Source organism: Paenibacillus tritici (assembly GCF_018207515.1).
GTDB lineage: Bacteria > Bacillota > Bacilli > Paenibacillales > Paenibacillaceae > Paenibacillus_AQ > Paenibacillus_AQ tritici.
Genome location: NZ_CP073365.1, coordinates 3,737,576 through 3,761,193, shown reverse-complemented (window position 1 = coordinate 3,761,193; position 23,618 = coordinate 3,737,576). Strand labels below are relative to the sequence as shown.

Below are 23,618 nucleotides of genomic sequence, written 5' to 3'. Positions count from 1 at the left end.
TTGTATACGGATGTCTCATGTATACCAATGTATCTCCTGTTTCATGTCATTGTCAAGAGACATGACGAAACAGCCTATGGAGCCCCGCCGCTGGGGAGCTTCATAAGCTGTTCAGTTAAGAAGCTATTGTCAGCCGTTCACCTGCATTAGCGGTAGAATCAGCCTTCAGCCTGCTCCAGGGCATCTTTCCTGAAGGCCTGCTGCTTGAGATCATCCCAGGCCGGGGTGGGCAGCCCCGCTTGCTGCTGTACAGATTCAAAAGCCCGGTAGAGCGCAGATAGTTCACCGAAAGTGCCGTCTATCAGCTTCATGAAGGGCAGTCTGTGCACTATTTTCAACCCCTGATAGACTAAGGCCGGATGCCGCTTGACCCCGTTCACAAGAGAGGCGGGATTGGTTCGAATCCCCAGCTTGGCGAGAACGCTGAACCCTTCATCCATCGCGGCAACCGCCTGTTTCCAGCGTGCACTGTCCTTGGCCGCCTGGGACAAGTCGAAATCATGAAGATAATTGACCGAATTGATCGCTACAATGGGAACGATATGGCTCAGGAGCCAAGCATTGATATCCTCAGAATAATCCAGCTTATACTTCGTCTGCCGGAAGGCCCGGGTGAGCAGTGGCTTGAACGGAACCTCACCCTCAAGACTGCCCAGCACCATTTGACTGCCGGCCCGTATACAGATTACACGCCCATCCGCCTCACGGATTCCCCCGTTAAGCTGGAAACCGAAGGCTATGTTCTGGGGAACCCGGCTGTTGTCCTTGAAGAACTGCTGCATTCCGCGGGTATCCCCATTATTGCCGACCAGCACAATATTCGCGCTCCCGTTGTCCGCCAGAGCCGGCAGCACCGCCGGGAAGTCATTGTATTTCATCACCACAAAGATCAGATCATAGATATCCTCCGCCCGCAGCTCGGAGACCACCTTCACTTGGTCTACCGTCGTTCTGCGCTGAAAATAATGCCGGATGACAAGACCATCCTGCTGCAATTGGGCCGCCCGCTTCGTTCGGGCGAGCACCGTCACATCATTCCCGCCCCGTATCAGGACATGCGCCAAATAACTGCCCAGAACCCCCGCACCCATAACTAATATACGCATATCGTATCCCCTCTCGAATTCAAACATTTGTCCTTTTATGAACATCTGTTCATTAGATTAGCAGGGGATACGAAATAGTACAATTGCCAATGGCGGGGTGGATGTCAATTATTGAACAAACCGGGGGTCATTGTACATTATTACCGGCCGGTCCGGTCCGCACTGGTCATTCCGTGATCTGTGTATGGACCGCCACGATCAGCATATCCATATGCCGGGCGTGCCGCAGCAAATAATGGACGAAGCTTGCCGAGAACAGGCTATACGCCCAATGCCTGCGTGACTGTCCGATGATCAGCTGTGTAGTCTGCCTGTCATTCATCCGCTGGAGCAGATGCTTATGCAGATGCTTGCGGCTTCCCGCCTCGGTGATGTCCATTACACCGCCCAGCCGCTCCGTCAGGTGCCTCAGCGTATCCAGCCGCTTCTGTTCTTCTGGTGTCTGTATGCGGGAGCAGCGTACGTAATGCACATGCCATTCGGCTTTGAGGCGGTGGGCGATCCGAAACCCGCGCCGGATGAGCCGCTCGGCCTGCGGGCCCGTATCCACGCAGACGAAGATGACTTCCCGTCTGCTCCAAGGGCCGCGCAGGGCAGGCTCCCGTTCCCAGGCCTCCAGGCGCTCATCCACATCATCGGCAATCTCGCGCAGGGCCAGCTCCCGCAGCGCGATCAGATTGCCGATCCGGAAGAAGGACTCCAGGGCCTGATTTACTTTCTCCTGCGCGTAGATCTTCCCTTCCCGCATCCGCTGCTGCAGCATCTGCGGCGTAACGTCGATCAGCTCCACCTCGCTCGCCATCCGCAGAATCGCATCCGGCACCGTCTCGCGGACCCGCACACCGGTTAACTGCTCCACTGCATCGTTCAGGCTCTCCAGATGCTGCACATTGACGGTGGTTATGACAGAGATTCCGTTCTCCAGCAGCCGGATGACATCCTCATACCGTTTCCTCGTGATGCTTCCGGGAACATTGGTATGGGCAAGCTCATCCACCAGCACCACTTCGGGATGCCGGGCGATGATTGCTTCGGTATCCATCTCGGTAAGCTCCGTAGACTGATACGGAATCCGCGCTCTGGGGATCAGCGTTAATCCGCCTACCTGCTGCCTGGTTTCCTCCCTGCCGTGGGTCTCCAGCAGCCCGATGACCACATCAATTCCCCTGCTGCGGAGCAGATTGCCTTCCTGAAGCATTTTGTACGTTTTGCCAACTCCGGGGGCTGAGCCGATATATACCTTGAAGGTTCCCCGGCGGATATGCTCGATCTTCTTCTCCAGCTCCTGGGTGGTTAGACGGTGGAACGGTTCCGCAGTCTCCTTCGGGGCTGGCCGGACCGGCAGAATACGTTCACCGTCCTGCTCCGCGCGGTCTGCCATCAGGAACACATCTATATTCCGCGTCCGCCGCAGGACACGGCTTGCGATGGAGCCTTGCCACTTCTCCTGCCAGCGGCTTTTCTGCGAATGGCCCATCACAATTCTGGTGACATTATTCTGAATGGCATAACGCACCAGCATGGAGGGCAGCAGCCGCAGGCGGAGCACCTCCAGCTCTTCGAACCGGGCATGAATCCGCTCTGTCAGCTTGAGAATGGAGCGTTTGAATACCTGCTGATCCTTGGTCAGCGGACGGCCGCGCAAGAGGAAGGTCACGATAATCAGATCACCGTTCAGCCGCTTGGCGATCTGCTGTCCCCTTCTTATATACAGAGAACCATTCCAATGATACTGCGCCGAGACCAGAATCCGCTCGGTTGCGCCGGAGGGACCGATCAGCCCCTCTGCCTCCCGGTGCTTCTCCAGCGAATCATTGACCCCCTCCGCCATCAGCCGCAGCGACAGCTCACGGAGTACGCCAAGATTGCCCCGGCGGGACAGTGCCGGATGAGTCCCCTCACCAAGCACGCCCTCCTCCAGCCGCTTCAGGATCGTCTCCGGAGAGACGTCAATCAGCCGCACCTCGTCAGCCGATTCCAAAGTGTTCAGCGGGACCGTCTCTTCCGCACGGATGCCGGTCATCTCATAGATTTGCTCACCTACACCGGCCAGCTCATAGACATTGATAGTAGTGATCACACTGATGCCCTGATCCATCAGATACCGGATGTCCTCCAGCCGTGTCTGGAAGCGGGCCTCTTCACGATTGCGGTGCGCCAGACCATCCACCAGCAGCACCTCGGGGTTACGTTCCACCAGAGCCTCAAGCGGCAGATCCTTCTCTTCCTTGCCGTCCTTCCACCAGTGAATGCTGGGTACCCGCTCCAGATCGCCAAGCTGCTGGACGGTTTCCGCCCGGCCCATAGTGGATACGGCACTGATCACCACATCAATGCCCTGCTGCTTCAGCAGCTTGCCTTCCTCCAGCATGTGATAGGTTTTGCCTGACCCGCTGACCGAGCCGATGATGATCTTCAGCCGCCCCCGCTGGAGCTGATAGATGGAATATAAGATTTCCTCAGGGGACTTGCGTTTATAGGGTGCCACGGGTGAGTTCCGATAATGCCAGATTCAGCTTCAGCACATTCACCCGTTTCTCCCCGAAGAGTCCCAGATCACGGCCTTCGGTCTGCTTGGTCACCAGGGCCTGAAGGGTGTCTGCCGGAATACCGGTCAGCTGGCTGATTCTGGGAATCTGTACGAGTGCCGCAGCCGGTGTAATATGCGGATCAAGGCCGGAGCCTGAGTTCGTAACCAGATCAACAGGCAGCTGGCTGGCAGGGATACCGGGATTGTCCAGCTTCCACTGGGCAATGAAGTCCTTAGTACGCTGCAGCATATCAGGATTCGACGGCCCGTAGTTATTCGATCCCGAAGCTTCCGCCTTGTATTCAATACTGGATACACGGCTCTGGAACCATGCCTGATCACTGAATTTCTGCCCGATCAGCGCAGAACCGACAACCTTCCCGTCTGAATTCTTCAGCAGGCTTCCGTTCGCCTGGGCAGGCATCAGCACCTGGGCAAGCGCCGTAGACGCCAGCGGATAGATCATTCCGCAGAGAATAATGAATACTATGCTTAATCTTACAATAGTGAAGAAGTAGGCAACTGGTGAAGGCGATGCCTGTTCTCCGTTCGTCTCATGAATGGATTGTGCCATGATAATGATGCCTCCTCTAGATCCAGATCCTGACAATCAGGTCAATCAGCTTGATGCCTGCGAATGGAACAACCACACCGCCAAGCCCGTAGATGACAATATTGCGCGCCAGCAGCCGGGTCGAGCTCATCGGCTTGTACGATACCCCGCGCATGGCGAGCGGAATCAATAGCGGAATGATAATGGCGTTGAAGATCAGCGCCGAGATAATCGCCGAGCTGGGGGACCCCAGTCCCATCACATTCAGGGCTTCCATCTCGGGAATGGCCAGTGTGAACATGGCCGGAATGATTGCGAAATACTTGGCAATATCATTGGCGATGCTGAAGGTAGTCAGCGCTCCGCGTGTCATGAGCAGCTGCTTCCCGATCGCTACCACCTCTATAATTTTGGACGGATCAGAATCCAGATCCACCATGTTGGCCGCTTCCTTGGCTGCGGTTGTCCCGCTGTTCATCGCCAGCCCCACATCGGCCTGAGCCAGGGCGGGGGCATCATTGGTACCGTCGCCAGTCATGGCTACAAGCTTGCCTTCGTTCTGCTCCCGGCGGATCACCGCAATCTTGTCCTCTGGCGTACTCTCGGCAATGAAATCATCGACCCCGGCTTCCCGGGCAATCGTGGCGGCGGTCAGCGGGTTATCCCCGGTACACATGATCGTCTTGATCCCCATGCTGCGCAGCTCGTCGAAGCGCTCCTTCATCCCGGGCTTGACGGTATCCTTCAGATAGATCAGCCCATAGATCCGGCTGTCTACTGCAACCGCAAGCGGAGTGCCGCCTAATCGGGCAATGGCATCCGAGTTGTTATCCAGATCGGAGGGGACAACCCCGCCCTGCGCCAGCACCCATTTCTTCACGGAGTCTACAGCTCCCTTGCGCACTGACCGCCCATCCTGCAGATCCATACCGCTCATGCGGCTCTCTGCCTTGAACTCTATGAACTCCCCGCCGTCTGCAAGGCTGCTGTCATACCGGAGCTCCAGCTTCTTCGCCAGCTCCAGGACGGAACGCCCCTCCGGAGTCTCATCCTTCAGCGAGCTGACCGCCGCCCAGGCGGCAAGCTCTGTTCCTGACGCTTCGCCTACCGTGACGAATTCACTCGCCATCCGGTTACCGAAGGTGATCGTCCCGGTTTTATCCAGAATCATCGTGTTGATATCCCCGGCCGCTTCCACCGCTTTACCGGACATCGCCAGGACATTGAACTGCGTCACCCGGTCCATCCCGGCAATCCCGATCGCTGACAGCAGCCCGCCAATGGTAGTCGGAATCAAGCAGACGAGCAGCGCGATCATGACCGGAATCTCCAGCTTAACGCCGATATAATCAGCGATGGGACGCAGGGTTACCACGACAATGAGGAAGATAATCGTCAGGCTGATCAGCAGGGTGTTCAGGGCAATTTCATTTGGTGTCTTTTGACGTTTGGCCCCTTCGACCAGTGAGATCATCCGGTCCAGGAAGGACTCTCCCGGATCACTGGTAATCCGCACCTTGATCTGGTCGCTGACTACACGGGTACCGCCGGTCACGGAGCCGAAGTCTCCCCCGGCCTCCTTAATGACCGGTGCCGACTCCCCCGTAATGGCCGATTCATCGACAGAAGCCAGCCCTTCAATCACTTCCCCGTCGCCGGGGATGAATTCTCCCTGGCTCACGACCACCACATCGCCTTTACGCAGCTCCGAGGCGGGTACCTCCTTGATAGCTGAACCCACCAGCTTGCGGGCGGTGATGTCCTGCTTTGTTTTTTTCAGCGAATCGGCTTGGGCCTTGCCCCGGCCTTCAGCCAGTGCTTCCGCGAAGTTAGCGAACAGCACGGTGAACAGCAGAATGAAGAATACGGCAATATTGAACCCGATGGCATGCTCAGCGTTGAAATACCCCGGCGCCAGCACCATAAGCAGTACGATGACCGTACCCACCTCAACCACGAACATGACCGGATTCTTCATAAGAGTCACCGGATTAAGCTTCACCAGACTGTCCTTGGCGGCACTCCACAGGATGGGGCCGGTCAGCAATTTTTTGCGTTGTACAGTACTCATTCTCTTCTCTCCCTCTCCCTACCGTAGAGTCAAATATTCTGCAACCGGACCGAGGACAATTACCGGCAGGAAGGTCAGTGCGCCAATGATCAGCACCGTACCAATCAGAATGCCTGTGAACAGCCCGTTATCCGTGCGGAACGTTCCGATCGTCTCCGGCACCGGCTTCTTGCGCAGCATTGAACCGGCGACCGCCAGCATCGCAATCATCGAGACATACCGGCCCAGCAGCATAACCATACCCGTCGTTATATTCCAGAAGGACGTATTATCCGCCAAGCCTTCGAAGCCCGAGCCGTTATTGGCAGCAGCGGATACATATTCATACAGCACCTGGGTCATCCCGTGGAATCCGGGGTTGGTGATGCCGCCCTTACCGAGATCCGTCAGAAAAGCGGCCGCCGTCGGCACCAGAATAATCAGCGGATGGATCAGAATAGCGATGGCGATCAGCTTCATTTCCCTCGCTTCAATCTTGCGTCCCAGGAATTCCGGCGTTCTCCCGACCATCAGCCCGCAGAGGAAAACACCGAGTATCGCATACATCAGCATATTGATCAGTCCGACACCTTTGCCGCCGAACACATTGTTCAGCATCATCAGGGTTAGCGGTGTAATGCTGCCGAGCGGCGTCAGCGTGTCATGCATATTGTTCACACTGCCGGTGGTTGCCGCTGTGGTGACAGTTGTGAAGAGCGCCGACTGGGCAATGCCGAACCGGACTTCTTTTCCTTCCATACTGCCTTGTGAGGCATCAATGCCCATCGCGTTAATCGCCGGATTACCCGCACGCTCAGCCGCATAATTCAATCCCAGCAGCAGCACGAACAATGTCATCATCGCTCCAAAAATCATCCAGCCCTGACGTTTGTTCTTGGCGAACTTCCCGTACATATACGGCAGAGATGCCGGCAGCAGCCACATGGAGAGAATCTCCAGCACATTGCTTAGCGGACTAGGGTTCTCAAAAGGATGGGACGAATTGGCTCCGAAGAAGCCCCCGCCGTTCGTGCCGATATGCTTGATGGACTCCAGGGAGGCCACAGGGCCAATGGCAATCTGCTGTGTCTGGCCTTCTAGCGTAGTCACCTCAAGTGTCGGTTTCAGAGTCTGCGGCACATGTAGCGCAACAAGCGCCATTGTTACAAGCAGCGCGAGCGGAATGAAGATCCGAATATGCGCTTTGACGAAGTCTTCGAAGAAGTTCCCCACCGTGCTGCGTCCTGTAATCCCTCTGACAAAAGCAACCGCAACCGAGAAGCCGCTGGCGGCCGAGGTGAACATCAGCATCGTCATTACCGCCATCTGCGAGAAGTAGGATACCCCGCTCTCCCCGCTGTAATGCTGGAGGTTCGTATTGGTCATGAAGCTGATTACCGTATTGAAGGTGAGCGTCTCTTCCATGTTGCCGATCCCGTTCGGGTTGAGCGGAAGCCCCTTCTGTAACCGCAGAAAAATATAGCTGAATACGACCAGTGTTATATTCGTTACAATGAAGCTGACCGCATACTTCTTCCAGGACATCCCGCCCCGCTGCTTCAGCCCGATCAGACGATAAATCCCCTTCTCCGCTCTGCCGAATATCCGGTCTGTCCGGTTCGGTTCATTCGAGAAGACATGATATAGATAAGTTCCCACTGGCTTCACCAGCAGTACGAGTATTAAGATCACTACTGCCATTTGTACAATCCCCACGGATGACCCTCCTTAATATTTAAAATTTCTCGGGATGAATCAAAGCATAGACCAGGTAAAGAAACAGCAGCGCAGTCGCTGCAAGCACAACCGCCATCACTCATTCCCCCCTTGTTCATCCACCACACGGCCACACCATTGTGCAAACGCGTAGAACAAAGTGAACAGAGCTGCCATAACCACTGTCATATACACATCCATCATCGTCTTTGCCACTCCTCACCCTAATGTAATCTCTCTCTTGTAACTCCGGTCTAGCGTATCATTTCTGCCATAAGTTCAGGGTTAGGGTTTCCTCCGGCGCATTAAGATCCCGTTAAGACTGAATGAAGAGCGGTAAATCTCTTCACCCAGTACCTGATTGACCTCCTTGATAAAAGCGCCATACCCTCCATCCGGCTCCATTCTGTACGGCAGCGCCCTGGCCAGAATTAGCTCTGTCTCCTGCGGATCGAACTCGAAGCTGGTGAGAAGCATCTGCCTGACCTCCCCGGCCTCTGCGCCCCCTGCAAACTTACCCGCAGCAGCGTATACCAGGCTATTCTCGTAGGAGCAGCCCTGCAGCAGATAGACCCGGTCATATTTCCGTTTGATCAGCACAAGCACCGCAGTCAGCACTGTCATCAGTCCGATATTTCTTAGCCACACATCCATCTCCATGCCTTCTCTCTAATGTGTTTCACTTCAGGACTTAGCGTACCACTCCCGCCATTAGTTCAGGATTAGGGTTTGCTTCAGCGGATTAAGATTACGTAAAAAATCGCCAGCGTGCTGTAACCCCCGTTGCTCTCTGTCAGCTGGAACGGCAAAAAACCATGCCCGTTCAGGCATGGTTACGAATCCTTTATCTTTTCACCGCTATTCGGATTCCGCTTGCTTGTTCAAATCACCCTGCTGTCGTCCCCGATCTGGAGCATCCGGTAACCGACACCGATATGCGTCTGGATCACCTTAGGCTGTGAAGGGCTGCGCTCAATCTTCTTGCGGAGCGTCGCCATGAATACACGTAGCGCCGGAATGTCATACGTAGGGCTGCCCCAGATTTCATGCAGGATATAATTATGGGTCAGGACTTTGCCCACATTCTTCGCCAGCAGACCCAGCAGCTTATACTCAATGGGTGTCAAATGGATCTCATCCTGGCCCAGCCAGACACAGCCCGCCGAATAGTCGATCCGCAGATTCCCGTTGGTAAAAACAGACGAATCCTTCATCAGCTTCTCGCTGTCCCCCCGGATTCGCCGCAGGCTGACCCGCAGTCTGGCCAGCAGCTCCTCCACGCTGAAGGGCTTGGTCAGATAATCATCCGCCCCGGCATCCAGCGCTTCGATCTTGTCCCGGTCCTCACTGCGGGCGCTGACCACGATGATCGGAAGGTTGGACCAGGCCCGGACCTTCTTAATAATATCAACGCCGTCCATATCGGGCAGACCAAGATCCAGAATCATCAGATCCGGCTGACTGGATACCGCCTCCAGGATGGAAGCCTCTCCCGTCTCCGCCGTATGGTATTTATAGCCCTGGGTCTCCAGTGTTGTGGTAATCAGCTTACGGATAGGCTTATCATCTTCGACGACCAGAATCATTGGTTTATTCATGGACGTTCACCTCCTCTGCCAGCAGGGTGAAGCGGAATACCGTCCCCTGCGGAGCATGATCTTGTACTTCAAAATGCCCGCCATGGGCATGGATAATAGATTTGCAGAGCGCAAGTCCCAGACCCAGCCCGCGCCTGCCGTCTCCCCGGACATTGTCCGCCGTATAGAACATCTCGAACACCTTGGCCTTCGCCTCGGCGGATATTCCCGGTCCGTCATCAGCGACTTCTACCACAACGAAGCCCGCCTCTTGTCTGGCGGTCAATGTGATATGTGACCCGGAACCGGTGTATTTAATCGCATTATCTACCAGGTTGATGATCACCTGAATGATCAGCCGTGAATCCATTCGGGCCATCAGCAGCTCATCTTCGAGCAGGACCCGGATCACATGATCCTCCTTGTTGCGGTTCACATGCAGCAGCGCTTCCGCAATGACTTCCTCCAGCAGCTCCGCCTGGAAGTTCAGATGAAGCGCACCATTGTCAATCCGGGTAATGGACAGCAAATTCTCCACCAGATTAATCAGCCACATCGAATCATCATAGATATCGCTGTACAGCTCCTGCTTCTGGTCCTCACTAAGGACCATCGAGTTGCCGATCAGAATTCCCGCATTGCCGGAGATGCTGGTAAGCGGCGTGCGCAGATCATGCGAAATGCCGCGCAGCAGATTGGCACGCAGCTGCTCCTGACGGATTTGCAGCGTGCTTTCTTTTTGCTGCTCACTCAGCTTGTCTTTCTCCAGGGCCAGCGCGCATTCGCCAAGCATCGCGATCATCAGGCTTTTCTCAAATACCTCCAGCGGTTCTTCCTGCTCCATCACGATTCCTGCCACGGCAAATACGGTATCCCCGCTGCGTACCGCATGATACAGACAACGTGCCATCGAGAACGTATCGGTAGAGGCTCCGGCACGTTTATTATTCCGCAGCACCCATTCCGCAACCTCGCGTTCAGCTTCCAGCGTATCCCTCTCCGCCTCCACAGCACTTCCAGCCTTGGGATAGACGAGCGGCTCCGAGAGTTCATCTCCCTCAACCTCATAGATGATAATGCTCCGGTCCAGCAGCTTCAGCATTTGCAGTGCCGTCTCGTTGATAATGGCCGGGGTGTCTTTGGCCTGCTGCAGCTTCCGGCTGGTCTCCAGCAGCACCTCTGTCCGGTAAGCCTTTTGCGCCGATTCCCGCGCCTGTTCCTTGACCCGCAGCGTCAGCGTACTGGTGATGAACGAGGCGGCAAGCATGACGACGAACGTCACCGGATAACCGGAATCATAAGCTTTCAGCGAGAAATAAGGCTCTGTGAAAAAATAGTTAAACACCAGCACGCTCAAAATCGAAGTCACCGCGCTGTACAGCCGTCCCTTCGTAACCATCGCGTCCAGCAGAACGCCCAGAATATAGACGGTGATGATGTTCGCTTCGCTGAAGCCCAGAACCTTGAACCATAAGCCGATCAGCGTGCAGACCAGCAGAATGCCCAGCGTTTTGGCGGTATCAGCCAGTGACAGCAGCGGAGGTCTGGCATACAGCGGAATTCTCGGGTGCGCGGCAGTCCCATGGTCCGGGATGATATAGATATCAATATTCGGAGCGGCCGCCGTCAGCTTATCCACGAAGTTAGAGCCGGTCGGTAAGCGGCTTTTATGCTGTGAACGACCCAGGACGATCTTGGAGACCCGGCTGGTTTTGGCATATTCGGCGATATGTCCCGGAACATCCTCACCATACACCGTTGCAATCTGGGCCCCCAGCTGTTCGGCCAGTCTCAGGTTTTCCCTCAGCTCCGACTTGTTCCTCACCGTCAATTCCTTCGTCCGGGAGGTCTCCACATAGAGTGCGGTGAACTCCCCATGCAGGGCTTCGGCCATTCGGGCCGCTGTGCGGATGACCTTCTTGCTGGACATTGCCGACGACAGGCAGACCAGGATATGTTCCTTGGTATAAAAGCCCGCCGCGCCTGCTCCCTCCCCGAACTGCAGAGCAATCCGGTTTAACTGATCCGCCGTATAACGCAAGGCGATTTCCCGCAAGGCAATCAGCTTCTGCGGTTGATAGATCTCCCCGTATTTCTGTCTCAGCTGCTCATCGGGACAGATCCGCCCTTTTTGCAGACGTTCTATGAAGTCTCCGGGTGCGATATCAATGAACTCAACCTGATCTGCACGATCGAACACACTGTCCGGAATACGCTCGGGTACAGGAATCCCTGTAATGGAGGCTACCACATCGGTCACACTCTCAATATGCTCAATATTGATGGTAGTGTACACATTAATTCCAGCCCGCAGCAGCTCCTCCACATCCTGATACCGCCTTTTGTGGCGTACTCCCGGAGCGTTGATGTGGGCCAGTTCATCCAGCAGAATCAGTTCCGGTCTCCTGCGGATCGCATGGTCAAGGTCAAATTCCCGGACGATTGCCCCGTCCACAGAAATTGCCAGCGGCGGAAGAAGCTCCAATCCTCTAAGCCGATCTGCTGTTTCTGCTCGGTCATGGGTCTCAATATAGCCGGCTACTACCTGAGTCCCTTCCTTTTGCTCTGCACGGGCGGCATCCAGCATGGCACAGGTCTTCCCTGCTCCCGGTACATACCCGAAGAATATTTTCAGCCGGCCCCGCCGTTTCTCTGCCGTAATCTGCCCTGTCATCCGAAGGTTTCCTTTCCTCTTATGAACCTCATTGTTCCATGGATTTCTCCCAGCCATTATACACTCTAGCGTCAGTATAGCATGTGCATAATCAGCATAGTATTACGGATTCTGCTGTGGCATTAAGATTGCATTAAGATTAGAGGTGCAGCAGACTAACCTCACATTGCCCGTATGCATTGCTCCCTGCCGCAACTACCACGCCATCCGCTTGAAGACCTAGCGTATGGGTGCAGCCCGCTGCGACCGCAACGATATTCTGCCAGTTGCTTACTTCACATTGCCCGTAATCATTCCAGCCCGCAGCCATAACCGTGCCGTCCCGTGCAAGGCCAATCGTATGGTGACTGCCTGCCGCAATGGACTTAATGTTGCACCAGCCGCCTACTTCACCTTGTCCACGCTTGTTCAGCCCTGTAGCTACTACTGTGCCGTCTGCTCTGAGTCCGGCCGTATGAAGATAACCCGCCGCGATCATCGTCAGCTCTTGCCATCCGTTCACATTCCGCTGGCCATAGCGGTTGTTCCCCGCAGCTATGGCCGTACCATCAGCCTTGAGTCCAACCGTGTGCCAGTCTCCTGCGGTAACCGCAACAATATCCGCCCAACCGCTAACCTCACATTGACCTTCGTTGTTTCTTCCCGCCGCAACCACTGTTCCGTCTGCCTTCAACCCGACAGTACGGCGCCAGCCTGCTGCAACCGCAATGATATCGCGCCAATCTCCCACATTACATTGATCATGCTTGTTCCAGCCGGCTGCCACAACCGTTCCATCCGCTCGAAGTCCCGCGGTATGGGCATTCCCTGTGTGTGCATTGCCTGCTGCAACCGCAATAATATTCCTCCAGCCGCTGACCTCACATTGCCCGAATTTATTGTCCCCTGTTGCCTTTACCGTTCCATCCGGCAGGAGCAGCACAGAATGCCTGTAACCTGCCGCGATGGCTGTCAATGAAGCGGTCTGCATATTTTAGCGGCTCCTTTGCTTTCGTTGTCATAATGGTATAGATAGTATTGCAGAACGTTAGTCAGCACACAACCTTTAGGAACAAGACACCGCTAAGAAGCCACGAGCAGCAATTCGCTCATGGCCTCCTGATCTTGTATTCTATACGCTCTTCACCGCCACGACCCTCTTGTGAAAGCTATAGACCCGTCATAGTCAACATATACATTTTTGATATTAGGATGACTCAAATAATCAGTCACACTGTAAAACAGTGGAATAACCGCCATTTGATCCATGAGCAGCTGTTCGGCCGTGGCATAGATCTGCATACGTGTGCCGGGGTCGGCCGCCTGCCGGGCTTGCTGCATATAACGGTCATACCCTGCATTGCTCCACCCCGTATCATTGGAGACATTCTGTGAACTGAATAGCTCCAGCATCGAGGCCGGATCATTGAAATCAGCGCTCCAACCCGCTCTTGCTATAGCGTAGTTCTGATGTATACGATTATCCAGCAGTTCCTCGAAGCTTTGGATTTCTACACTTGCTTCAATGCCTAAGTTCTTTTGCCAGTCCTTAATCACTTTAGTTGCGATAACGTCATGGTTGATATATTCATTCACGATAATAGTGAAGCTGGGGAACTTGGTGAGTCCCGCTTCTCTCATGCCTTCCTTCAGTAATTGCTTGGCCGCCGCCACATCCTCATGAAAGTACATCTTGTCCGACATCTCTGTGCGGAAATTCAACTTGGTCCCATGAATACTTGGCGGCACCAATCCAAATGCCGGATTGCCGTAACGCAAGGCTTCACGGTCAATCGCCATCGCCAATGCCTGGCGGATCTTCAGATTGTCAAACGGCGGCTTCGTCAGATTGAATTGATAAAAATAGGTGGAAGCATACGGTCCTTCATGCAGGTCGCGGGAAGATGCGCTATCTAAAGATGTATAATCCACCGATTCCTCCCCGCCGCCTCCAGTCCAGTCAACCTCCTTATTTATATAAGCGACGGTCGGATTCCCAGGCAGCAGCAGACGTACCTCCGGCAGCTTAATTTCTTGGGCCGCATAATAAGCAGGATTTTTAACTATAGAAATCTCATTACTCTTCCATGTCTTGAGCTTGAAGGGACCATTGGTTACCATAGACTTAATGTCTGTTGCCCATTGGTTGTTGGCCTTCGCGGTCTTAGCGTACACCGGCAGATAGATGCTCTCTGCGAGCAGCTGGATGAAATAGGAGGTTTTCTCCTTTAATGTGACCTGGAGTGTGGTGTTATTCAACGCCTTTACGCCGATTTTGGAGGTATCCTTCAGAAGTCCCTCGTTGTAGTTCTGCGCATTATTAATCATGTACATATTAAAAGCATAGACATTCTTGGCTTCCGGAGCCAGCGCCCGCTTCCAGGCATACTCGAAGTCCGAGGCCAGCAACTGCTGCCCGTTGCTCCATTTCGCATCCCCGCGGAGTGCAAAGGTATACGTTCTGCCATCCTTCGAGAGGGTCCATGATTTTGCAATTGCCGGAACGGCCTGACCCGCCGCATTCAAGCGGACCAGTCCTTCAAATAACCCTTTGACAACCGTCACTGTGCTGTCGTCCGCAGCTGCTGCCGGATCAAGCTGATCTGGAAGACTTCCCAGACCAATACGTAGTATCTTATTTGCTTGGGCAGCAGATGAAGTACCTCCCCCTCCTGTGAGCGTTACACTCATCATTAAACCTACTGTCAAAATGATATAAAGCAACCTTTTCATCAACGTTTCCCCTTTGTAAGCCATTATGTATTAGTAATAGAATAGCATGGGGGGCAGAACTTTTAATACTCTATTTCCGTTCCCGCGCGTAACTAGTGATACCACTGTTCTTGAGCTGTATAGAGTTTTATGTATTCAGCATTGTTCTCAAGCAGTTGTTTATGCGTCCCGATTCCCACAATTTCACCATTATTCATGACGATAATCCTGTCCACCACTCTGCATAGCCCCAGTCTATGAGAAATAACCAAGGATGTTTTATTCTCTGAAATTTCCAGGAGTTTCTCCAGCACTTCCGATCCGAAGGTTGGGTCCATAGCAGAAGTTGGTTCGTCCAGAACAACCATTGAACTATCCCGTAACATCGTTCTGGCCAGTCCAAGCCGCTGGTTGTCTCCACCTGATAACTCAATCCCGCCAAATTCACTTCCGATAGGGGTATCCAATCCGTTTTCTCTGACAAGCTTCTCCATCCCCATCATTTTCACAACATTTAAAATAGCCTCATCGCTATCCATTTTTTGAGTCTTACTAATCGCAATATTCTCTCTGATGGTAAGTTTGTAGGTAACAAAATCCTGCCATATAGAGGAAATGAGAGAATAATAACTTGTTTTATTGATATCCTTAAGAGCCGTGCCATTGTAATAAATGCTGCCGCTGCTGGATGAATACATCCCCAAGATTAATTTTGCCAGGGTGGTTTTCCCGCTCCCGTTTTTTCCGACTATTGCCAGCTTTTCTCCTTTGTGTATTTGCAGGCTCACATTTTTCAGAGCATAATCTGTACTATTCGGGTATCGAAAAGTAACATTGTCCATAGTAATTTGATTAAAATCTCCTTTTATTTGCGCTCTGCCCTCAACCTCTTCCTCCAATTCCAAGAAATCAAGATAGTCTTTCGAGAACAACAAGTGTTCTTTAAAACGGCCAAATTCCACCAGGAAAGATCTTGTCTGGTCTTGCACTATTGCAAAAGCAGCAATACACGCACCAAACAGTCCGATCGTTATCTCATGATGGATAACAAGTCTGTAGGCAAAAAATATGCTGGTCAAGTATCCAAGTGTCCTTAGAAAATCGCACACTAGTAAAGTCAGACTATCTTTCCTTCTGAAATCCCACTCTTGACTCAACACAGCATCACGATAATAGGTCCACTTCTCAGCCAAGTAATCGCCGCTGCCGTTAACCCGCATCTCTTTTACAGCCTGCTTATTATTGAACAGACTCCAGAAATAATCCAGGGATCTCCGCTTGGGGGCCTGAAACCATTTCAAATAGTAGAATTCTTTACCCCGGATAATTCTGGATATTAAATAAGGAAGCACGCTAAGCAAGGAGATTGGAATAAACCATAAGCTATAGGATGCTAACAGAGTGATTACAAGAAGCACCGAGATGAAACTGGAGAACACGCTGATGGTTATCATAATTAATTGCGGAATTACCGCTCTCGTTACACAATCTTTTGCTCTATTTAACTTATTTAATATTTCAGGTGTTTCCATGCTTATAAAAGGAAGCTTCGTACACTTTTCGCCTATATAAATATTAAGCTGATATCCCAGTTTCTCGTAAATCCCAATAGACACAAATAACCCGGCGATACTCTGAAGGATGGTTTTCAGGATATAAATCGCTATAAATAGCACCATGAAAAAATAGATTTTATGCAGATTAAACAAAGCCGTGTTGCTAAATTCATGAAAGATTGATGACAAAATTCTGGTTGAGACTGCGGGATATAAGAAACCGGCAGCCGAACTAATTACAATAATCAAAAGCGATCCGGGCGAAGAGTCCATTGCTATTCTAAATATTTTAGCCAGCTGCTTTAACATATGATGTCATACCATTTCGCCTGAGCTCTGAACATTTCAGCATATATTCCCTGTTTGGCGATTAACTCATCATGGTTGCCCTCTTCACAGATCCGCCCATCATCTATAACAAAGATTTTGTCTGCCAATTTGGCACTTGCCAAGCGATGCGAGATCATAATCGAACCTTTTTCTTGTATAACTAAAGAAAGAGATTGATAAAGTTCACTTTCTGCAACCGGGTCCAAAGAAGCTGTTGGCTCGTCTAGAATGATAAATGAAGAATCGGCGAAAAGTGCTCTGGCTATAGTAATCCGCTGCCACTCGCCTCCAGACAGGTCTATGCCGTCCTCCTCCAGCTTCCCTAAAGGCGTATTCAGTCCTTTCCCGGTAAGCTTAAGGAATCCCATTGGTTCAGCCTGTCCCAAGGCCTTATCTATAGCTGCATCGTTATGGATTTTTGTAATATTCCCTAAGGCTATATTCTCCCGTACAGTTAAACTGTATTTCATAAAATCCTGGAAGACGACGCTGAAAAGAGCAGAAATCTCATGCTGACTCAAGTTTGAAAGCGCTATACCATTAATAGTGATCTCCCCCCTATCAGGTTGATAAAGCCCGCACAACAGCTTAATTAGCGTAGACTTTCCAGCACCATTTTTACCGACAATTGCAATTCTCTCATTAGGTCTTATCGTCAGGGACACACCTTGCAGAATCGGTTTTTGAGACTGGGGATATGAAAAGTAGACATCATTGAAACAAATTTCAGGACTATTGAAACACCTCTCTCTTTTAAGATCAGCGCTCTCTTCACTTTCAGGCAAAGACATAAAACGCTTATAGTACTTTGTCTTCAATACATTTCGGGAGTATTCGGAATATTCCCAGGAGACCTGCTCCGATATACTGATAATCGAATTGAGAGAGCCCATTAAAGCTACAAAAAGTCCTAAAGTAATGAGTCCGTTGTACATATAATTTACTAACGTAATAATAACTAGCACCGTCCAAGCCATAACACATAAAGTATTGATAAAGATAAGTTTTTGAGATGTTACATTGGCGCCCACCCTCTCTTTATAAACTTTACTTCTGATCCCTCCCCATTGATTAACGATATATTCTACCGCACCAAATAATTTGAGTTCAGAAAGGGAGGATTTAGTAGTCAACAACCCTAACAAATATCCCAGCTTCCGGTCTTCGGCAGATTGTTTGTAGAAAAGGCTGTCGAGGATAGTCATCGCTCTATAGTTTAGAAAAAGCATGGGAACCGTGAATAAAAAACAAAGTACTGACAACCAGACAGAAACCTTTGCAAATACCAGATTTAGTAGTACCAGTGAAAGCAGAGAACTGCCTATCTGCGTGATATTAAGAAAACTGTTTTTGATACTTTCACTAGGATTGTCGCTCATTTGAAATATAGTATCCTGCGTTTCTTGATCTTCGAAACAACTGTATTTGAGCTGCTTATACTTGTTCAATACGACCGGTGTCCAGTTTTTCAATAATAATCTATCAAAATTTATATTGAGGTAACCCTCCATCGACGTACAAAGGGAGATTGTCAAAATAGTGATAAGTAGCAGCACCAGGTTCAAACTCACGTGGGTGTAACCCGCATTGCCTTTGTATAATTCAGATACACTGTCGATTAGATCTTCGGTTAGCAACAAGCTTAACGGTGCCAAAATGGCTGACACTATTAACAAAATTATTTTGAGTAAGGCATGAGCTTTACAAAACTTTATCATGATTTTTATCGGGTCCAGGCAATATCGTAGTAATTGCAGCTTCATCACACCTTGTTTTTTGAAAGTGCACAAATAAGTAAACAAATGAATTATATACTTTACTTTTGTAAACAAACCGAAAACATTCCCCTCCAATTAATTCGCATCTTATCACAGAATTTTCCATCTGTAAACCGAATTTCTGTAATAATATTGAATTTAACTTAATTTAAATACAATTTCTAAAAGATAACTCGATAATCATCTATTTTAAATTTACAAATGAATAAATTATTATATACAATTGAACATATCGCGCACTCAACTGGCTAAAACCAAAAAAAGAGGAGCCTCTTAGGCCCCTCCCTGTCTATCTCTAGGCTACTGAATCAACAGCCCAAACCCGCTCTGAATATAATACAGGCTTGGATACGCAATATTGCTGGTAGTCAGGTTATTGAAGGTAGCCGAACCGTTGCCGGTATACGTGTAGATTGCCGCTCCCTTATGGGCGCCGGAGAACCTAGACGTTGTCACTCCATCGAGACCTGTTCCGTTGATGTTGATGTTGTTGAATACGATACCCGAGAAGCCACCACCGTATCCGAACTGGATCGCATCCCGCTGGGTGTTGATGATGTCGATGTTGGTGAAGGTTACATTCTTGATCGGATCACTCGAAGCTTCGAGATCAATCGCGCCGCGCTCCCCGTCATACAAGTCACGGCTGGTGCCGCTGTTAATAATCGTCGTATCCGAGAAAATCATCCCCGTGTTGTTGTTGAAATGTGCCCCCGGAAAGGTCGTATTCAGCCGGATACCGGAGCCGCCCACCGTGTCGATGATATAGTTGTGATCCGCCTTGTGACCACTGCCCCCGAAGATGCCGATAGCGCCGGCACGCCAGTTATTCTCAATCGTATTGTACGAAAAAGTGTTATTCACACCATCCGGCGCTCCGAAAGTATTGCTCGGCCACACGGCCAGACCATCGTCCCCGTTATTGCGCACATTGGTATTGCGGACGGTAGAGTTGCTGGTTCCTTGGGAGTAGTTGATGCCGTCCGCCAGATTGTTGCGGATACGGCTGTTCTCGACAAGCAGATTATTCGCAAAAATCGCCGGGGTCCGGGCATAATCACCCACCCACATTCCACATTCGAAGTGCTCGATCCAGACATTATGAATGACTGAATTATTGCCGAAGTTATCCATCATGCCTTTGTAGATCGCGTTCTGGTTGTAGCGGGACCGCAGATTCGAGTTCATATAGACATTGCTGAAATCCAGCTTGCCGAGGATACGGAAGGAGATCCCTCCTCCGGCTGCATTGGGATTGGTAAATTGCAGGTTGGTATGCCAATAACCTGCACCCGTAACCGTAAAGTTGTTGATCATATTGCTGACCGAGCCAATCACCCACATACTGCTGAGATTGAAGGTTCCGGAAGGAATATAGAGCGATTTGCCGCCTGCGACTGCTGCTGTTACCGCACTGTTAAAAGCAGCAAGATCATCCTGGCCGTCACCTGCAACTGCACCGTAATCAGTAACCGATACGGAGTTAGCCGGGCGGGCAATGGCCGCCGGTACTGGCTCAATTTCCAGGAAGTCTACACCATACTCGAGGCTGTCCCCGTTACTCTTCTGAATACGGATCGTGTCGCCAGGCTGAAGTGGTGTATCCATCTTCCAGTGTACTTCATCGAAGCGGAACAATGGGCGTCCGGCACTCGATGCATCACCAGGCTGGTCGCCGGAAAAGTACTGCCAGGAGTAATAGGAGGTTAACGGGATGGTTTTGGCTTTGGCGCCATTCACGTACACATCCAGCGCTCCGGTAAGGCCCATGCCGTCTGCCGAATCCGGCATCGTGAATCTCATGGTGACTCCGGCGCCGCCTTGACCCGCTCTCACCGTCCATTGTGCATAAGAGCCGTTGGACGGCAAAGCAATATAGCTCTGGCCCGAAGCCTCCGAAGCGGTCAGCATCTGATCGAAATTCGGTGCCGATTTCAGCGCCGCTGAACCGCCGCGGGTCGCATCCTGCGTGTCATACCGGCTGTAGGGTACGCTTGCTCCGCGCAGAGCGTATACGACGAGATTAACGGTTTTTACATTGTTGGCCTGCTTGGCTATAACTTCATTGGCATCTGCGGCAATCGTCGTAGTGACGGTGTAACTTCCTTTCACTGCGCTCCATGTGCCCGGAACAGAGACATTCACCGAAGCCCCGGCAGCAATTGCACCGCTGTATGACCCTGTGAAGGTCTGCACTGTGGCGCCTGCCTGGTTATTCAGTGCAACAGTGATTCCGTGTGCACCCCCGGAGGAAGCAAGATTGCCCTGATTCTTAAGATTGACAGAGAAGGTTACGCTGCTGCCTGCTGCCGGTGTATCCGGTGACCATGAGGTGGTCCCGACAAGGTCGGAGCTGGATACAGGAGCCACAACAAGCGGCGATGAATTAGTGTAGCTGTTGTTGTTGTCATTCTGCTCAATGATCTGGTTAGCCTCATCCACCTTGGCACTCAGCGGATAGGTTCCGGCAGTTAGCGTTCCGGCATTCAAGGATACCGTAGCTGAAGCTCCTGCTGCCAATGCCGCTACCGGTGCAGAACCGGCCAACTCATTGTTCAGATAGAAATTGACCGTTGTAGCCGCCGCTGCGGCATTGCCAATGTTCTTCACCACTGCATTCAGGGTGACCGTGCTGCTCTCCACCGGAGAAGCAGGCGTCCAGCTCATGCCTGTGATGCTCAGATCCGGGTTCGCGGCCGCTGCACCGAATACCTGGAATTCGGCAATCTGTCCGGCGGGCGCACCGGAGTTAGACGTTATGTTGAGCTGCAGTTGCTTGACCGTAGCTGTAACAGGAATCGTTACCGTATTGCCTGAAGCCGGATTGAATGTGTACGTCTGGGCGGATACCAGATTGCTGAAGGTGGTACTGCTCTGATTCTGTCCAAGCACCTGAATATTCTGGGTCCGTGTTCCCCATTCTGTCGCCGGATTCAGCTTCAGCACAAGGGAAGTAATGTTATGATTCGCTCCCAGATCAAGCGTCAGAGAACTAGGATTGCCGTTACCCTCCCAGTAAGTAGCCGTGTTGTTGTCGTTGGCATTACCGGCAATGAAATTCTGCGTGTTGGAGGATGCACTGATCGCCTTACCAATGGCGATGTTCCCTCCAGGGGACGCCGTTGATGTGGGCACCGGTGTTGCCGTAGCTGTTGGTGCCGGGGTTGCCGTGGCTGTTGGCGCCTGTGTAGAAGTTGGTGCCACCGTAGCTGTAGGGGCCGGGGTTGACGTTGGAGCTGCCGTAGGTGAAGGGGCTGGCGTGGCGATCACGGCTTGCGCTACCGTAATCAGATCCAAATTGACATTGCCCGTATCCCCCGCATCATATTTGTAAGCGATGGTATTGCTGCCGGAATTGAGCGGCAGGGCTTCAGCCTTCGTGCTCCAGGTATCCCAGTTAGCCAGATTGGGCAATGTGGTCTGGCGCAGCTTGACTCCGTTCACATAGATGCTGAGGGTCTTGTCGCTGCCGCTTGCATTGGCATACTTCAGCGTAACATTCCGCGTACCTGCTGCGGACACGCTCACCGTGAAGGTGGTATTCGGTCCTTGAGTCAGATAGCCGTCAACGAACCCTGTGCCGGAGTACCCGGAATGATCTGTGTTAACTTTGGCCCCGCCGGATAATGCAGCGGCTTCCGCTTCATAGCTGCCTGCCGGGGCAGATGTAGCAGAGGGTGTACTTGTAGGAGCAGCCGTCGCGCTGCTGGCACCGTAGATCTCAAGCTCGGACAACTGGGCGGCAGGCCAGACGTTATTCGCACTGAACATGAGGCGGACATAACGCGTACCCGTTGCCGTGAAGTTAACCGTCACACTGTTGCCCGCAACCGATGGATCGAATACATATGCTGATGCACCCACGATATCTGTAAAGGTGGAGCCGTTCGTGCTGCCTTGAACAGCCAGCGTCTGCGTCCGGGTCTCCCAGCTTGCCGGAAGCTTCAATACAAGTTGGTCTATACTGGTGAGCGCACCCAGATCCACCTGAATCCACCCAGGAAAAGCATCATTCGTACTTTCCCAATAAGTACTCTGGTTACTGTCTTTTACATGATCCGGGGTGTAATTCTGAGATTGACCGCTGGAAGTGACAGTTGCGTTAAGCGTCAGATTCGGTCCGCCCGCAGCGGACGAACGGGTAAGCGGTCCGGCAGCCATGATTAGAGTTGAGATTAACAGCGTGACTACAAGTGACCATACAACATACTTGTTACGCATTCTATTCCTCCTTAATTCTAATGTGAGAACTGCTTACAATGTGATCCATACCCAACAATGATAGCGATTACAACAATTGAAATCCGTTCCCGGCCCTCCCCTCACTGCAATACACACTCATTATAGTTTTAATGCAGAGTAATCTTTAATAGCTATTTCTACGGAAAAGGTAGGCGTTTCAATGTTCTAGCAAACTCTGTTATTTGAGTTTCTCCGCTGAGACAATGACTTGATAGAAGTACCCTTGTAAAATGTACCTCCGGTATCTATACTTTATAAGTAAAACCATATTTTACTAAATAGCTGTCGGAGGAAAAATGAAATTCAAGCATATATCCCTATCCTTTTTTTGTTCATTGTTACTTTTAACAGGATGCAATACCAAAGAAGCTGTTACCCAAAAAGAAATTGATCAATTTATCAACAGCAAGGACTTAGAACATGTTTCGATACAGAAGCTAAATGATCAGGAGTATTATATTTTCAGTTCTCCTTTTGTTTATATTTATCGAAGCGCCTCTGATTATGTTAAATCTAGTGGGTTAATTAAAGAAGGAATTGTCATTGGTGGTCTTGAGAAGGGTTCAATAGGACTCATTATAAATAATTTACAAGTCTTAAAAGATGCTAAGACCTATTCAGTAATGATTGATGGCAAGACCAGGGAGTACCAATATGGAGGAGAAAAATATCTTATTATCAAGGACCATAGGATATGGAATCCCACGGCTCAATTAAAAATTACATTCTTAAACATTGAAAACAATAAAGTATTTGAGACTGATTATTAAAATGTCCAGCTTATTGAAGTATCGTTCGTTATAACATACCCGTTC

Annotated in this window: 15 protein-coding genes; 1 reads left to right on the top strand and 14 read right to left on the bottom strand. The window is 51.2% G+C overall.

What is annotated here, in order from left to right; genetic code table 11:
• Positions 1-158: 158 nt before the first annotated feature.
• From KDC22_RS16085 to KDC22_RS16020, 14 genes are all read right to left on the bottom strand, one after another.
• The gene (locus tag KDC22_RS16085) at positions 159-1,106 is read right to left on the bottom strand and encodes a ketopantoate reductase family protein (RefSeq protein WP_211723784.1); all 948 of its coding nucleotides are present in this window, start codon (positions 1,104-1,106) and stop codon (positions 159-161) included.
• A 166-nt stretch (positions 1,107-1,272) separates the two neighbouring features.
• Positions 1,273-3,594 carry a universal stress protein gene (locus KDC22_RS16080; protein ID WP_211723783.1) on the bottom strand — a complete coding sequence of 774 codons (2,322 nt, stop codon included), beginning with the start codon at positions 3,592-3,594 and terminating at the stop codon, positions 1,273-1,275.
• Positions 3,581-4,210: a potassium-transporting ATPase subunit KdpC gene (gene kdpC / locus KDC22_RS16075; RefSeq protein WP_211723782.1), complete on the bottom strand. Its 630-nt coding sequence runs from the start codon at positions 4,208-4,210 to the stop codon at positions 3,581-3,583. Before kdpC ends, KDC22_RS16080 begins: the two co-directional genes overlap by 14 nt.
• 16 nt (positions 4,211-4,226) lie before the next feature.
• Positions 4,227-6,260: a potassium-transporting ATPase subunit KdpB gene (kdpB, locus tag KDC22_RS16070; protein ID WP_211723781.1), complete on the bottom strand. Its 2,034-nt coding sequence runs from the start codon at positions 6,258-6,260 to the stop codon at positions 4,227-4,229.
• 18 nt (positions 6,261-6,278) lie between these two features.
• Positions 6,279-7,955: a potassium-transporting ATPase subunit KdpA gene (gene kdpA / locus KDC22_RS16065; RefSeq protein ID WP_281425103.1), complete on the bottom strand. Its 1,677-nt coding sequence runs from the start codon at positions 7,953-7,955 to the stop codon at positions 6,279-6,281.
• Between the two features lie 19 nt (positions 7,956-7,974).
• Positions 7,975-8,052, bottom strand: coding sequence for a K(+)-transporting ATPase subunit F (gene kdpF / locus KDC22_RS34060; RefSeq protein WP_173127715.1), 78 nt, complete (start codon positions 8,050-8,052; stop codon positions 7,975-7,977).
• Positions 8,053-8,240: 188 nt separating this feature from the next.
• On the bottom strand, positions 8,241-8,609 hold the full coding sequence (locus KDC22_RS16055) for a hypothetical protein (RefSeq protein WP_211723780.1): 369 nt from the start codon (positions 8,607-8,609) through the stop codon (positions 8,241-8,243).
• A 227-nt stretch (positions 8,610-8,836) separates the two neighbouring features.
• Complete coding sequence (locus KDC22_RS16050) at positions 8,837-9,553, bottom strand: response regulator (protein WP_173127303.1); 717 nt, start codon at positions 9,551-9,553, stop codon at positions 8,837-8,839.
• Complete coding sequence (locus tag KDC22_RS16045) at positions 9,546-12,206, bottom strand: sensor histidine kinase (RefSeq protein ID WP_211723779.1); 2,661 nt, start codon at positions 12,204-12,206, stop codon at positions 9,546-9,548. Before KDC22_RS16045 ends, KDC22_RS16050 begins: the two co-directional genes overlap by 8 nt.
• 139 nt (positions 12,207-12,345) lie before the next feature.
• Positions 12,346-13,176 carry an RCC1 domain-containing protein gene (locus tag KDC22_RS16040; RefSeq protein ID WP_211723778.1) on the bottom strand — a complete coding sequence of 277 codons (831 nt, stop codon included), beginning with the start codon at positions 13,174-13,176 and terminating at the stop codon, positions 12,346-12,348.
• Positions 13,177-13,328: 152 nt separating this feature from the next.
• Positions 13,329-14,918, bottom strand: coding sequence for a peptide ABC transporter substrate-binding protein (locus KDC22_RS16035; RefSeq protein WP_211723777.1), 1,590 nt, complete (start codon positions 14,916-14,918; stop codon positions 13,329-13,331).
• A gap of 92 nt (positions 14,919-15,010) precedes the next feature.
• On the bottom strand, positions 15,011-16,762 hold the full coding sequence (locus tag KDC22_RS16030) for an ABC transporter ATP-binding protein (RefSeq protein ID WP_211723776.1): 1,752 nt from the start codon (positions 16,760-16,762) through the stop codon (positions 15,011-15,013).
• Positions 16,756-18,615, bottom strand: a complete 1,860-nt coding sequence (locus tag KDC22_RS16025) for an ABC transporter ATP-binding protein (RefSeq protein WP_211723775.1) — start codon at positions 18,613-18,615, stop codon at positions 16,756-16,758. The genes KDC22_RS16030 and KDC22_RS16025 overlap by 7 nt, the downstream gene beginning before the upstream one ends.
• 246 nt (positions 18,616-18,861) lie before the next feature.
• Positions 18,862-22,782, bottom strand: a complete 3,921-nt coding sequence (locus tag KDC22_RS16020) for a galactose-binding domain-containing protein (protein WP_211723774.1) — start codon at positions 22,780-22,782, stop codon at positions 18,862-18,864.
• Between the two features lie 317 nt (positions 22,783-23,099).
• On the opposite strand from KDC22_RS16020, the gene KDC22_RS16015 reads away from it, so the two are divergent.
• Entirely contained in the window at positions 23,100-23,573 is a 474-nt protein-coding gene (locus KDC22_RS16015) for a hypothetical protein (protein ID WP_211723773.1), read from the top strand.
• Positions 23,574-23,618: the final 45 nt, after the last annotated feature.

Bases quoted from the DNA above. Each gene is read 5' to 3' on its own strand.
- KDC22_RS16045 (WP_211723779.1), bottom strand. From the start codon at position 12,206: ATGACAGGGCAGATTACGGCAGAGAAACGGCGGGGCCGGCTGAAAATA.
- KDC22_RS16050 (WP_173127303.1), bottom strand. From the start codon at position 9,553: ATGAATAAACCAATGATTCTGGTCGTCGAAGATGATAAGCCTATCCGT.
- KDC22_RS16040 (WP_211723778.1), bottom strand. From the start codon at position 13,176: ATGCAGACCGCTTCATTGACAGCCATCGCGGCAGGTTACAGGCATTCT.
- kdpB (WP_211723781.1), bottom strand. From the start codon at position 6,260: ATGAGTACTGTACAACGCAAAAAATTGCTGACCGGCCCCATCCTGTGG.
- KDC22_RS16015 (WP_211723773.1), top strand. From the start codon at position 23,100: ATGAAATTCAAGCATATATCCCTATCCTTTTTTTGTTCATTGTTACTT.
- KDC22_RS16085 (WP_211723784.1), bottom strand. From the start codon at position 1,106: ATGCGTATATTAGTTATGGGTGCGGGGGTTCTGGGCAGTTATTTGGCG.
- KDC22_RS16055 (WP_211723780.1), bottom strand. From the start codon at position 8,609: ATGGATGTGTGGCTAAGAAATATCGGACTGATGACAGTGCTGACTGCG.
- KDC22_RS16035 (WP_211723777.1), bottom strand. From the start codon at position 14,918: ATGAAAAGGTTGCTTTATATCATTTTGACAGTAGGTTTAATGATGAGT.
- KDC22_RS16030 (WP_211723776.1), bottom strand. From the start codon at position 16,762: ATGTTAAAGCAGCTGGCTAAAATATTTAGAATAGCAATGGACTCTTCG.
- kdpC (WP_211723782.1), bottom strand. From the start codon at position 4,210: ATGGCACAATCCATTCATGAGACGAACGGAGAACAGGCATCGCCTTCA.
- kdpF (WP_173127715.1), bottom strand. From the start codon at position 8,052: ATGGCGGTTGTGCTTGCAGCGACTGCGCTGCTGTTTCTTTACCTGGTC.
- KDC22_RS16020 (WP_211723774.1), bottom strand. From the start codon at position 22,782: ATGCGTAACAAGTATGTTGTATGGTCACTTGTAGTCACGCTGTTAATC.